General features: G+C 61.2%; 14 protein-coding genes and 1 pseudogene. 5 read left to right on the forward strand and 10 right to left on the reverse strand.

All coding sequences use genetic code 11. The features are described 5' to 3' along the window. Positions 1–15: 15 nt before the first annotated feature. Positions 16–129: pseudogene (locus APZ15_RS40525) on the reverse strand (carboxymuconolactone decarboxylase family protein); the annotation flags it as partial. A 360-nt stretch (positions 130–489) separates the two neighbouring features. Between APZ15_RS40525 and APZ15_RS37770 the strand changes: the two are divergent. Together APZ15_RS37770 and APZ15_RS37775 are read left to right on the forward strand one after the other, a co-directional pair. Beyond that, positions 490–1,635, forward strand: coding sequence for a mandelate racemase/muconate lactonizing enzyme family protein (locus APZ15_RS37770; protein ID WP_011548566.1), 1,146 nt, complete (start codon positions 490–492; stop codon positions 1,633–1,635). Positions 1,636–1,753: 118 nt separating this feature from the next. Further along, positions 1,754–3,040, forward strand: coding sequence for an MFS transporter (locus APZ15_RS37775; protein ID WP_041489432.1), 1,287 nt, complete (start codon positions 1,754–1,756; stop codon positions 3,038–3,040). Between the two features lie 143 nt (positions 3,041–3,183). Here APZ15_RS37775 and APZ15_RS37780 read toward each other — a convergent pair whose 3' ends face one another. From APZ15_RS37780 to APZ15_RS41600, 4 genes are all read right to left on the reverse strand, one after another. After that, positions 3,184–3,891: an SDR family oxidoreductase gene (locus APZ15_RS37780; protein WP_011548564.1), complete on the reverse strand. Its 708-nt coding sequence runs from the start codon at positions 3,889–3,891 to the stop codon at positions 3,184–3,186. A 24-nt stretch (positions 3,892–3,915) separates the two neighbouring features. Then, a complete protein-coding gene (locus APZ15_RS37785) occupies positions 3,916–4,212 on the reverse strand; it encodes a YciI family protein (protein ID WP_011548563.1) in 297 nt (98 codons plus the stop codon). Positions 4,213–4,291: 79 nt separating this feature from the next. Further along, positions 4,292–5,098 (reverse strand): SDR family NAD(P)-dependent oxidoreductase, encoded by an 807-nt coding sequence (locus APZ15_RS37790; protein WP_011548562.1) that lies wholly within the window; start codon positions 5,096–5,098, stop codon positions 4,292–4,294. After that, entirely contained in the window at positions 5,095–5,304 is a 210-nt protein-coding gene (locus APZ15_RS41600; RefSeq protein ID WP_124920132.1) for a hypothetical protein, read from the reverse strand. Before APZ15_RS41600 ends, APZ15_RS37790 begins: the two co-directional genes overlap by 4 nt. Before the next feature lie 132 nt (positions 5,305–5,436). On the opposite strand from APZ15_RS41600, the gene APZ15_RS37795 reads away from it, so the two are divergent. Continuing rightward, on the forward strand, positions 5,437–6,531 hold the full coding sequence (locus tag APZ15_RS37795; RefSeq protein ID WP_011548561.1) for an AraC family transcriptional regulator: 1,095 nt from the start codon (positions 5,437–5,439) through the stop codon (positions 6,529–6,531). Between the two features lie 283 nt (positions 6,532–6,814). On the opposite strand, the gene APZ15_RS37800 is transcribed toward APZ15_RS37795, so the two are convergent. The 3 genes from APZ15_RS37800 to APZ15_RS37810 all read right to left on the reverse strand — a co-directional run bounded on the left by APZ15_RS37800 (position 6,815) and on the right by APZ15_RS37810 (position 9,298). Next, on the reverse strand, positions 6,815–7,219 hold the full coding sequence (locus APZ15_RS37800) for a nuclear transport factor 2 family protein (protein ID WP_011548560.1): 405 nt from the start codon (positions 7,217–7,219) through the stop codon (positions 6,815–6,817). A 33-nt stretch (positions 7,220–7,252) separates the two neighbouring features. Further along, a complete protein-coding gene (locus APZ15_RS37805) occupies positions 7,253–8,218 on the reverse strand; it encodes an alpha/beta hydrolase (protein WP_011548559.1) in 966 nt (321 codons plus the stop codon). A gap of 162 nt (positions 8,219–8,380) precedes the next feature. After that, positions 8,381–9,298: a LysR family transcriptional regulator gene (locus tag APZ15_RS37810; protein ID WP_011548558.1), complete on the reverse strand. Its 918-nt coding sequence runs from the start codon at positions 9,296–9,298 to the stop codon at positions 8,381–8,383. A 137-nt stretch (positions 9,299–9,435) separates the two neighbouring features. On the opposite strand from APZ15_RS37810, the gene APZ15_RS37815 reads away from it, so the two are divergent. Together APZ15_RS37815 and APZ15_RS37820 are read left to right on the forward strand one after the other, a co-directional pair. After that, on the forward strand, positions 9,436–10,200 hold the full coding sequence (locus APZ15_RS37815; protein WP_011548557.1) for an SDR family NAD(P)-dependent oxidoreductase: 765 nt from the start codon (positions 9,436–9,438) through the stop codon (positions 10,198–10,200). Positions 10,201–10,283: 83 nt separating this feature from the next. Next, positions 10,284–10,991 carry a pirin family protein gene (locus APZ15_RS37820; protein WP_011548556.1) on the forward strand — a complete coding sequence of 236 codons (708 nt, stop codon included), beginning with the start codon at positions 10,284–10,286 and terminating at the stop codon, positions 10,989–10,991. Positions 10,992–11,358: 367 nt separating this feature from the next. Here APZ15_RS37820 and APZ15_RS37825 read toward each other — a convergent pair whose 3' ends face one another. Both APZ15_RS37825 and APZ15_RS37830 read right to left on the reverse strand, forming a co-directional pair. Then, positions 11,359–11,616, reverse strand: a complete 258-nt coding sequence (locus APZ15_RS37825; protein WP_011548555.1) for a DUF4148 domain-containing protein — start codon at positions 11,614–11,616, stop codon at positions 11,359–11,361. Positions 11,617–11,753: 137 nt separating this feature from the next. Continuing rightward, complete coding sequence (locus tag APZ15_RS37830; RefSeq protein WP_011548554.1) at positions 11,754–12,698, reverse strand: LysR family transcriptional regulator; 945 nt, start codon at positions 12,696–12,698, stop codon at positions 11,754–11,756. Between the last annotated feature and the right edge of the window lie 42 nt (positions 12,699–12,740).

Consider the following 12,740-nt stretch of genomic DNA (forward strand, 5'->3'; position numbering starts at 1 on the left):
GCTTCAACCGCGTCGTTACTTCAACACCCCCTCCGCCACCAGCACCTCATGCGCGGCCTTGAACGCGATGAGACGATGCGGAATACCCGAATAGGCGGTCGCATGCAGCAGGGTCGCTTTTATTACGTCCAGGGGAGTGACGACGGACGCCCTAATGTCGAGTTGCGATAGAGCTTCCGCCTTGGTCTCGCCTGATGCGCCAAACCATGCCGCCGCTCTTAGTTTTGCGAAGCATCGGATTCCATTTTTCCGTTCACCATTAGTCATAAGATGTCACATGTGATGGATGTGATAGATCCCAGTGAGTATGCAGATGTGTGTTGAGAGATGGCTTGCGAAAAGACGGCTTTAGTTATACGATGACTGATCAATGTGAAGGCCGACGTTGCCCAATCGAACGATCTCGCACGAGTGCTGTCGTCCGTCACATCGCACTTTCGGCCGTCGGCCGCATAGTTTCCCCCGACTCGCCGCACCGGGAATACGTTCGTGAAAATCGTCACCATCGAAGTCATTCGCATCTCGCTCGCATTCGATGCGGGCCGCCGTCCCGTCGCCGCTGTTGAACCGACCGTCGCCGACACGTATAACGCCGCAGACCGCTCGCTGCGTCGCATGGAGTCGCTGCTGGTCAGGCTCACCGATGACGCAGGGCGCGTTGGCTGGGGCGAAGCATTCGGTCATCTGATCAATCCCGTCACGTTCGCCGCGCTCGAAGGCCCGGTTGGCCGTTGGTTCAAGGGCGCCGAATTCGAGCCGACGCGGCACGGGATCGCCGCATTGCGTGACGCGGCCGATCGCGCGCTGCATGCGTTCGGCCGCACCGGACCGGTGCTGTACGCATTGTCCGCGATCGACACGGCGCTGCACGACCTCGCCGCGCAGGCGGCCGGTGTGCCGCTATATCGTTGGCTCGGCGGCCATCGCGGGGAGATCGACGTGTATGCGAGCCTGGTCAACTACGACAACGACCCCGATGAAGTCGCGCGCCACGTGCGGCGGGCGTCGGACGAAGGGTTTCGGCGCATCAAGCTGCACGAGACGCAACGTGCGGCCATCGCGGCCGCGCGTGCGGCACTGCCGGCCGGCAGCGAACTGATGGTCGACGTGAACTGCCCGTGGACGGCGAGCGACGCGCTGCGGCATGTGAGCGAGCTGGCCGACCTGCGGCTCGGCTGGATCGAGGAACCGGTGTGGCCTTGCGACGACGCGGACGGCATCGCGCGTGTGCGCGGCGCCGGCGTGCCGATCGCGGCGGGCGAGAACGCGTCGGGCGTCGCGGGCTTTCGCGACCTGTTTGAACGCGGCGCGCTCGACGTCGCGCAGCCAAGCATCGCGAAGATCGGTGGACCGACCGGCATCGCGGAAGTGATCGCGCTTGCGGCGGAGCACGGCGTGCGGGTTGTGCCGCACTGTTTCTATTACGGAGCGGGGCTGCTGGCGACCGCGCACGTGGTCGCGACGCTACCGGACGATGTAGCGCTCGAAATTCCCTATCTCGACTGGCCCGAGCGGCTGCATGACGGGCAGCGGCCCGGGGCGCGGCTGCGCTTGCCCGATGTGCCCGGGCTTGGCTTCTTGCCGGACGAAGCAGTGCTGGCACGCAACACGATCGCGCACGCGACGATCGGTTGAACGCAGGAACGGTGCGCTCGGCGCACGCACGCGAAGCCGTTGCCGGTGTGGCGGCGCAATCGGAAATCAGGAAGCCGGGCGGATGCGCAGGCACGTGCCCGGCTCGACAGGAGACAACATGAAAACGCGTTACCGCTGGTGGATCGGCGCGCTGCTGTTCGGCGCCGGCATGCTGAACTATCTCGATCGCGCGGCGCTGTCCGTCGTCGCGCCGATCATCAAGCGCGAACTCGGCATCGACGACGCGCAGATGGGTATCCTGTTCAGCAGCTTCTTCATCGGCTACTGCGTGTTTTGCTTCGTCGGCGGCTGGGCCGCGGACCGGTTCGGGCCGCGTCGCGTGTTCGCGTGCGCGGCGGGCGTGTGGTCTCTGTTCTGCGGCGCGACAGCGCTCGCCGGGTCGTTCGCGCACCTACTGATCGTGCGCGTCGCGTTCGGGATCGGCGAAGGGCCGATGGGGACGACCACCAACAAGGCGATCTCGAACTGGTTCCCGCGCCGCGAAGCGGGGCGCGCGGTCGGCTGGACCAACGCCGGGCAGCCGCTCGGTGCGGCGATCGCGGCGCCGATCGTCGGCCTGGTTGCGCTGCAGTTTGGCTGGCGCGTTTCGTTCGTCGTGATCGCCACGCTCGGCTTCGTGTGGCTGGCCGCGTGGTGGGCGTTGTTCCGCGACGATCCGGCGAGCCACCCGCGCGTGTCGCCGGAAGAGGTGCGCGAGATCGCATCCGACCGGACGGTCGGCGTCTCACTGGATGCGCATGCGGACGAGCGCGCCGCGCGTCCGCTGCTGCGCGATCTGCTGTCGCGGCCGGTGCTCGGCGTCGCGCTCGCGTTCTTCAGCTTCAACTACGTGCTCTATTTCTTCCTGTCATGGTTGCCCAGCTATCTCACCGACTACCAGCATCTAAACATCAAGCAGATGAGCGTCGTCGGGATTCTGCCCTGGCTCGGCGCGACCGTCGGTTTCGTGGCCGGCGGCACCGTGTCGGACCGCATCTACCGGCGCACCGGCGACGTGCTGTTCGCGCGCAAGATCGTGATCGTCGTCGGGCTGGCGGTGGCGGCGGCGTGCGTGCTGCTGGCGTCACGGGTGAGTTCGCTCGGCGCGGCCGTCACGTTGATCGCGATCGCAAGCCTTTTCGCGTTCATGGCACCGCAGGCTTGCTGGTCGTTGCTGCAGGAAATCGTGCCTCGCGAACGCGTCGGCTCGGCCGGCGGGTTCGTTCATCTGCTCGCGAATCTCGCAGGCATCCTGTCGCCAAGCTTGACCGGCTGGCTCGTCCAGTATGGTGGTGGGTATGCAAGTGCGTTCGTGCTTGCGGGCGCGTCGGCGCTCGCCGGTGCGGTTATCCTGACGTTCGCGGTGCGCGCGCGGGCCGTTTCGCAGATGCGCCGGGCCGCCTGATGAAGTAATCCGTTGAATTGGCTACGCTGGAGTAAGTGTGACCGTACTTGCCTCCTCCACCGGACACAACGAACATCGTCCCAAGAGAGAGGATAGCCGGTGCAGCTCATTCCCGTGGCTCGGGGCGCGCCTCGGACCGGGCGTCATCCAAGCATTCCTAGATACATCGGTGGCACTGCCGTCAGGCCAGCATGTACGCTGCGGGTAACCTCATCCGCCAAGAGTTCTGAGTGACCGGCCTCTAATGCGGCGAGAGCCATACGCGCAACCTCGTCTGGGGAAGCCTTGGGGCCGGGTACGCCCCGCGCCATGTCGGTATCCATGAAGGCGACATGCAGCGAAAGAACTTCTGTGCCTTGGGCACTTAATTCCTGCCGCATCGCGTTACTCAAGGCCCAAGCGGCGGCCTTCGATGCGCTGTAACTGCCGGTAATGCCTGGCAGAGTCGCCCAACTGAGCGCGGAAATGACATTGATCATGGCACTACTGCCAGACGCCGCCAGGATCGGCGCGAACGCTTGCGCCATCCGTAACGGCCCCACGGCATTTGTCTCGAACTGCTGTCGCAGCATATCGATCGATGATGGTGCAAGCACTGCGCCGGAGCCTCCGATGCCGGCGTTGTTCACCAGCAAGCTGACGTCGCCCAATTCGCGGGCGAGCGCTTCGACCTGATCGGCGCGAGTCACGTCGAGCCGTACGGGCACCACGCCAGATGCGGTGACGGTGGACGCTTCGCGCGCTGCTGCATAGACCTTGGCCGCGCCAGCGGTAAGCAAGGCGCGGGTGAAGGCTGCACCCAGTCCGCGATTGGCACCCGTAACGAGCGCGACAGAACCTTGGATTTTCATGAAGACTTCCTTACAGAGAGTGGGTCAGTTGTGCGATGTCAAACGCAGCATGACGTAGTGCTCGTAGTGACCGACGCCGTTTTGCACGATGGGATCTTGTGAGGTGAAAGCGGCAATGTCATCCTCGTCCGGAATTTGGTAGAGGGAGACACCATAGCCACCAGTGTCATCAATCACAGGACCGTGTGCCACGATCACGCCTTGCGCGAACAACTCATCGAGAAAGGCGCCATGTCGCTTCATCAACTTCAACTCGTCGTCCGACATTGTCGCGAGAAAGTCGGGTCGCGGAGGAATGAACTTGCACAGGTAATATTTCATCAATACTCCTTATTGAATATTCTGAACCATAACCGTTCTAGCTTGACGGTTCGGTTCGTTCTACTCGCCTCCGGCGTGCTTATCCGGCGGTCCTGACGCTCTTGAGAATCGAGCTTTCGAACATCTTGGGCGCATAGCTTTGCAGGAAAAGAATCATCCCCGTCATCTTGCCAACCGGATTGCTGAACTTCGGTTCTTTCGTGCCGATCATTTTCGTGATGGTGTGCACAACCGCATCAGGCGCCTCGGCCTCATCGATACCTTTTTGCGTGGCGGCACGAACCTGTTTGCGGTAAGCGTCGTAGTCGGGGATATTGCCACCTGTAGACGAAACCGAATTTTGTCCAAGGTTGGTTTTGAACCACACCGGCTCGACCACGCTGACTTTGATGTTGAACTGGTTCAGCTCGAAACGCAGGGCTTTGAAATAACCTTCGACCGCATGCTTCGAAGCCGAGTAATAGGACAGATTCGGCGGGCCGATCAAGCCAACGATGGAACTGACGGTGATGATCTGCCCGCTCTTTTGCTTGCGAAAGAAGGGGAGCAAGGCGTTCGTGACCTTGACCGTTCCCCAGAAGTTCGTTTCGAACTGCTGCCGCCCGACTTCAAGCGGTGTCTCTTCAGCGATACCCGTCACCATGTAGCCCGCATTGTTGACGAGAACGTCAAGTTGCTTCGTATAGGTGAAAAGCTCATGCGTGAACGACTCGATAGAAGTGTCGTCGTCGATATCAAGGCGCAGCAACTTGAAGGGCACGTTCCGCGCGTATTTTTCCGGCTGACGACTGGTGCCGATCACGTTGAAGCCGTCCTTGTGGAGTTTGTTCGCCAGCATCAAACCAAAGCCCGACGATGCCCCAGTAATCAAAATTGTCTTCTTCATCTCTCCAGCTCCCGGTATTCGAAATGGCCTATGAAGGCTTGCGAAAAATTGTTGATGTAGATGGATCCGAGTTCGTCATTGCCGGCCTCCTTCAAGAACGACTCGGCGAGGCTGGCTAGAGTGGATGGCCATGCTGGCTCGGCAACGGCATGACGCGCGATTCGAGGTGCAAACCAATTCTGACGATCCTCGACGGTTGCTGCCATTCTGCCTGCCGATCGCGCCATGGACACTAGCCGATCACGCCAACAGACTCGCCGAACACGCCAATATTTACGCGGTCCCAAGTGGCGGGTTTTGCTATTGTGATGGCGCGATCTGCGGGATAGACTCATGCGATGAATACGAAAAGTAACTATCCCCCGAGCGGTCGGCATGGCCATCCGACGGACTATGCCATTTGGCCCGGATGGCGCTTGTTGATGCAGGATGCAGGCATTGCAGCTTCGCCGGTTTTGCGCCGTGCGCAGCTACCGGGGGATCTGTTTTCGCGTCAGAACGTTCGCCTCGATCCGACCAGTTTCTTCATGTTGTGGAAGGCCATTGAGGCCGAGGCAGCGACAATCAACGCGGACGTACCGGCAGCGCTGCAAATCGCAAAGGTGATGTCGTCGGACTGGTTCGATCCCGAGCTTTTCGCCGCGCTATGTAGTTCAAATATGGGCGGAGCACTCGACCGAATCGCGAAGTACGTCAGACTGATAGCGCCCATGATCATTCGGATCGATCGAGCGATCGAGCACACCACAGTTTCCATCGACTTCTTGGATCACACCCTGCCGCCACCCGATGTATTTCTCACTTTCAAGCTGGTCTTTTTCGTGCAACTAGCACGCTTGGCGACACGAAGTCCGGTACGCCCATTACGAGTGAGTTGGCCGTTGGCGACGGGCGAATCGAATGACAGCGTGGCCGCCTACCAAGCATATTTCGGCGTGCCAGTGACAGATGCGCCCTTAGCCACCGTTGTATTCGCTGCTGAGGATATCGAGCGGCCATTCCTGACCGAAAACCACAAAATGTGGCAGTTCTTCGAGCCATCGCTACGTCAGAGACTAGCGGATTTGGATAGGACGGCCAGTATGGCGGAAAGAGTGCGCAGTACCCTGCTGGAGACGCTCCCGGCAGGAGAGGTGTCCATGCAAGTGATCAGTCGAAAACTTGCGGTCAGCGTCCGCACGTTGCAGCGCAGGCTTCAAGATGAGGGAACCTCGTTCCAGCAAACGCTGGACACTTTGCGTGAATCGTTGGCCTATCACTATCTTGGCAACACTACGATGTCTAGCGCCGAGATCTCCTTTCTACTGGGATTCGACGATTCCAATTCCTTTGCTCGCGCGTTCCACTCATGGACTGGCAAAACGCCGCACAAGGTACGAACGGAGATTGGTGTTAGCAATAGCGAGTCGAATGCGGATACAGCCGGGGTGTAGTAGCTAAGCGCCAACTGACTCATCGGGATTTCGATCTCGGGCGAAATTTGTGCGCGCGACGATGCGCCGGGATACATCGGCTTGCCTCGCCGAAGAAGGCGTTCGAAGCATCCGCCCGTTCATCGATGCGCACGTTGAATGACCGCTCTCTGGACCGGCGACTGTCGCTTCAGGGTCGGCTACAGCCGACCGTGTTGGGCGGAAACCGGCCAGAAGCGACCAGTCGGGATGAAACAGCGGCAGGCCGCTTCGATTGATCAAGCGGCCTTTCATCGTCATCTCTTCAAATGGCCTGCGCCGTCGAGAATGCGCGTGCCGCAGCCATTGTATCCAGTGCTTCGCGCAAGAGCAGGATTTTGCCGTTGTTCGCCACCAGCCGCCCTGCGTACATCTGTCGATAGATTTTCCCCGTCGATGGCACGAGCGCTTCGACTTCATATTCGGCGAATACCTGCTCAGGCGTTTCGATCAGCAGCCGCACATTTCTGAACGAAAAATCCGGTACTTTCGCGAGCAGCGAGGCGATGAAGCCTTCGATCGCTTTTGGCCCCTGTGCTCGCCCGTCAATGCCAAGCGACTTCAGATAAGGGAGCTCCAGCACGCCATCGTCGGCAAACAGTGCAGCGGCCGCACGTGGGTCACGAATCGATTCGAGATAAGCGGAAAGCAGTTGTTTAGCGTCGTTCATGATCGGCTCGATAAAGGCGTTAAAGGATGCGATTCATTGCAGATGCGTCTTCAACGCAGTCGCCATCTGCTGCATCGCTGCGCGCGTCGGTGCGTCCGCAGCAAGCACGTTGAGTAGGCCGAAGTCGTGGATCGTGCCTTTGTACTGGATCGTCGTCACGTCGTTGCCCGCCTGGTCGAGCCGATATCCATATGCTTCGCCTTCGTCGCGCAGCACGTCGAACTGCGCCGTCTGGATGAGCGCGGGCGGCAAGCCCTTCAATTCGTCGAGTGACGCGCGCAGCGGCGACGCGTAGCGTTCGTTGCGCTCACCTTCGTCGATCGTGTAGGCATTCCAGAACCACTTCATCATGTCGCGGCTCAGGAAGTAGCCATTTGCAAAGGCGTCGTACGAGGCATTGTCGAACGCGTGGTCGGCCACCGGCCACATGAGGCCCTGGAAGCGGATTGCCGGGCCTTGACGGTCCTTCGCCATCTGGCTGACGACCGCGGCCATGTTGCCGCCCACGCTGTTGCCCACGACGGCCAGCCGCGCACCATCGACGCCGATCTCCGCGCCATGTGCGGCAACCCACTTCGTCGCGGCGTAGGCTTCGTTGATCGCGACCGGATAGCGCGCTTCGGGCGAAGGCGTGTATTCGACGAACACCGCCGCCGAGCCCGACTGGACAACAAGATCCCGCACGAGACGCTCATGCGTCGGGTAGTCGCCGAGAATCCAGCCACCGCCGTGGAAGAACATGAACACGGGCAGCACACCGCGCGAATCCTGCGGCTTGACGACGACAAGCGACACGACCAGGCCGTCCTGCTCGACCGTGCGGCGCGTGACGTCAATGCCCGAGACGTCGACCGGCACGCTGCGCTGGGCGCCTGCCAAGACTTCGCGCGCTTCGGCGGGCGTGAGCGTCTCGATTGCTGGGCCGGTGGCACTGTTCAGCGCATCGAGGAAGGTAACCGTCGCGGTATCGGGCGTGTTCGGTGTGGCTTGCGTATTCATCGTGATTCTCCTTTTGCTTGGTCCAGTGGCTTGCGACGTGATGTCGTGCAGCCGGTGGAAAGGAGAATACGGATCGGACAATATTTGCGAAATAGAATCGTTTGAAATCCATCATTGCATGAATGCAACGATGGACGCCGGCTGATCAACTGCGCCGATGGATCATTTCGGCCACCGCCATGTTGGCTCGGAAAGGTGCTCGGCAAAGTAATCCGACAGCGCCGCGACTTTCGCGGGCCGCGCGCGCGCCGACGGCGTAACGAAGTAAAGACCACCCTTCGTCAGCGACCAGTCGGTGAGGATCGCTTCAAGACGGCCATCGGCCAAATACTCGCCCGCGATGAATTCAGGCAGCTCGGCGATTGCAAGGCCATCGAGCAGCGTGGGCAACAGCGCATCGGAGTTCGTCACGCGCAGCGGGCCCGTCGGCATCACCGGCTCCTCCTCGCCTGCGTCGTTCGTGAAGCGCCATACAGCGCTACGCGCACGGTACGCATATGAGAGACAGGGGCGATCCACCAGCTCGCGCGGATGCGTGGGTCGTCCTTCACGTCTCAGATATTCTGGCGACGCCACCACGAATTGCGTCACCGCGCACAGCCGCCGCGCGACCAGGGATGAATCCGGAAGCGCGGCGATACGCAGGGCGGCGTCGAACCCATCGGCGACCAGATCGACCGACGCATCCGATAGATGCAGGTCGATTGACACCTCCGGATACGCGCGAAAGAAGCCGGGTAGCAGCGGCGCAACCCAACGCAGCCCATATGACATCGGCACGGCCAGCCGCACCAGCCCGCGTGGCTGCACCGACATTTCGCGCGCCGAGCTTTCCGCTTCCTCGGCCTGGTGATAGATCTCGCCGGCTTTCTCGCTGATCGTCCGGCCGAACTCGGTGAGCGAGAGCTGGCGCGACGTGCGATTGAAAAGCCGCGCACCCAGCCGGTCCTCCAGGCGGGCCACGCCGCGCGAGACCGTGGCGACCGACACGCCGGTCGCGCGCGCTGCGGCTGCAAATGATCCGTGCTCGGCCACCTTCGCGAACATCGCGAGCCCCTCGAAATCGGGTAGTTGAGCCATGTCCTTATCTTTTCATTTATGCAACGTTAAATTGCGATCAATTCTATTTCGAAAAGATAAGGCCGTCGATATTCTCCTCACATCGCAGCAAGCCGCTGCGACGCAAACATCCACCGACCATCGAAAGGAGCAATACCATGGCACGCAAACTCGACAACAAGATCGCACTCGTCACCGGCGCAACCAGCGGCATCGGTCTCGCCACCGCGCAACGTTTCGCGGCGGAAGGCGCGCACGTCTATCTCACGGGCCGCCGACAGGTAGAACTCGATGCCGCCGTGAAAGGCATTCGCGAAGCCGGCGGCAACGCGACCGGCGTCCGTTCGGATTCCACCCAGCTCGATGAACTCGACGCGCTGTATGCGCAAATCAAGGAAGAACAGGGGCGCCTCGACGTCCTGTTCGTGAACGCCGGCGGCGGCTCGATGCTGCCGCTTGGCAACATCACCGAAGCGCACTACGACGACACCTTCGACCGCAACGTGAAGGGCGTGCTGTTCACGGTGCAAAAAGCGCTGCCGCTGCTTGCCGAGGGCGCATCGGTGATTCTCACCGGCTCGACGGCAGGTAGCGCAGGCACCGCGGCGTTCAGCGTGTATTCGGCTTCGAAAGCGGCGGTGCGTGCCTTTGCACGCAGCTGGATTCTCGACCTCAAGGAGCGCCGCGTCCGCGTGAACACGATCAGCCCGGGCGCGACTCGCACGCCGGGCCTGCTCGACCTCGCCGGTGACGACGCCACGCAACGGCAAGGGCTTGCCGATTACCTGGCTTCCCTGATTCCGATGGGGCGCCTCGGTGAACCGGAAGAGATCGCCGGCGCGGCGCTGTTCCTGGCCTCGGACGACGCGAGCTTCGTGAACGGTATCGAATTGTTCGTCGACGGCGGCCAGCAACAGATCTGAGCCAGGTTGAGCACGCGGGGTGTGGTGGACGCGGTCTTCGACGATCGCGATCCACGCCCGGCGCACTCGAATCGAGCATCGTCATGATTGAACATCGGCCTTTTCCTTCGCTTGACGCAATCCGGCGCGACGGCGTTGATGTCCGCCAACATTTCCGCGCGGGCGACGTCGGGCACGCCGACCATGCGCCGCTCGGTCCGCTCCATATGTGGAACGACATCGAATTCGCGCAGCACGCGGGCCTCGGGCTTCGTGTTCACCGCGACGTCGAGATCGTCACGTGGGTACGTTCGGGGGCCATCACCCACGAAGACGATGCGGGCAATCGCGCGCGCCTGGTTGCCAACTGCGTCCACGTGATGAGTGCCGGCACGGCGATCCATCATGCCGAGCGCAACGAGGAAAACATACCCGCGCGGCAGTTTCAGATCTGGCTCCGTCCGCGCACACCGGCCGGTACGCCGCGCTGCTCGACGCGGGTCTGTTCGCCAGGATGTCGAGAGGGCCGATTCGTCACACTGGCGAGCGGCGATCCGGAGGATGTCCGCACGGGTGCTTTGCCCCTCCATGCCGACGCGCGGGTGCGTATCGCGACGCTGCGCGAAGGCGCGGCAATGCAGCACGTTTTGCCGATGCCCGGTTCGGCTTATTTGGTTGCGGATCATGGGCGACTGGACATAGGGCCGATCAGGCTGACGCGACGCGATGGCATTGCCGTTCGAGATGAAGCGCGGCTCGTATTGAGGGCGCGAGACGACACTGATGTCGTGATTGTTGAGCTCTTGCGCTAGGACAAGGGCTCCATTAGGGCGTGCCGCAGCCCCATTCATTGCTGTTTCCGACTTCGAGAAAACGCGTCCGTGAGAGTTGGGTGGCTGTTTGGGGAGCGAACTGCAGACTGTGATACTGACGCTGCCTATGGCGGAGATGGGTCGATCTGCGCCGGTCGCGCGTTGTAGGGCGGTGGCCGGCCGCGTTCGGCCAGGAAGGGACGCTCGCGGCCGCCGGCATCGTGACGTTCGAACGACGGTTCGTCTCCGGGAAGCGTCGCTGCATCTGTGGCCGACACCCCGTGCGAGAGATCATGATTCTGCCCCTGGCCGAATTCGGCCAGCCGAAACGAGGCGTGCCGGCTCTTCGTCCAAAGAACGGCAAAAATCAGTGCTGCTGTGCGCCGGATTGAATCGCGGCCTGACGCTGCGATGACGTTTGCTCAGCCTGCAATCGCGCTTCAGCCTTTTGGAGCCCCGCCGGGTAGTCCACATCAACGGAAAGCGGGTTGTAGCCGGCTTGTTCGAGGTTCGCAAGTTCGGCGCGTACTTGTGCGCGCGAGAGCGGCATGTCGCTCTGGGCGAACGACGTAAGGGGAGCCGAGGCGAGCAGGGCGAGGCCAGCCGTCACGATAATCTGTTTCATCACATACGTAATTTTGGGCGTCGGTTCAACTGAAGTACTGCTAGAAGTCTCGAAGTATATGCGCCTAAAGCTAGGTATTTACCCTTATTCTGACAATACTACATTGCGAAAAGCACACTGTTGCGCGCGTACAGCTTTCAGATGGACCGCAGAAAGGCAGCGGACACGCCCAGTCGCAGGTCCGAGGAGAGGGCGCGCGACCGCGCGATCTCCTTGGTGAGCTGCTTCACCGTGCGGCACGCCAGCGTCAGTTCGCCGTGGGGCGACATGGCCAGCGCAATGAAGCGCGGCACGGACGGCTCAACCACCATTGACGCCTGCAACCGGCATTCTTTTTCAAGAGTGGCAATCGCGTAAGGTCCGAGCAACCCATAGATGCCGCCATCGGCCACGATGTGGCCCTGCAGACTCAACGAGTCGGCTTCTGCCGCAAAATTCAGGGAGACCTGATGTTCACCGGCAATTTGTTCGAGCCGGTCGCGCCAGCTATTGGGGCGGCAGAAAAAGACCAGCGGAATCCCGTCGAGCTTTGAAAAAGCAATAGTAGGGTGCTTGGTCAAAGGGTCGCCTTCCGCGCCGACCAGGTAAGTCGCCGCCTCAACCAAATACTCGTCACCGTCTTTCGGCGTCGGGCTATTTCGAAAGAGGATGGCGAGGTCAACACTGCCGTTTTCCAACCACGTATCCAACAAAGCCCCCTGACCCTCGCGCACCTGTAACTGCACTAGGGGATAACGTTCTCGAAGGCGATGGTAGAGCGTGCTGACCAGCGGATGAGCGGTGGAGGGCAAGATTCCGAGTCGGACCACGCCGATCGGCTCTCCGGCCGAACTGCGAATGTCGTTGGATAACTGTTCCGTGCTGGCCAGCCATGTCCTGACGCGCGGGGCAATCCGCGCCCCCAAATCGGTCAATACCACGCCGCGCCCCGTCCGTTGGAACAGGCGGCCGCCGCAGTATTGCTCCAGTTCAACGATCTGGCGGCTGATATGTGGCTGGCTGGTTCCGTAGGCAACGGCCGCCTTGCTCAAGCTCCCGAGTTCCGCCGCGTCGATGAAAAGCTTCCAAGCCGCGTAGTCCACTTTCCGGCCTCCAATCAGATATGTCAAATCAGTATATCTGAA

It is taken from the genome of Burkholderia cepacia ATCC 25416 (assembly GCF_001411495.1).
GTDB classification, from domain to species: domain Bacteria; phylum Pseudomonadota; class Gammaproteobacteria; order Burkholderiales; family Burkholderiaceae; genus Burkholderia; species Burkholderia cepacia.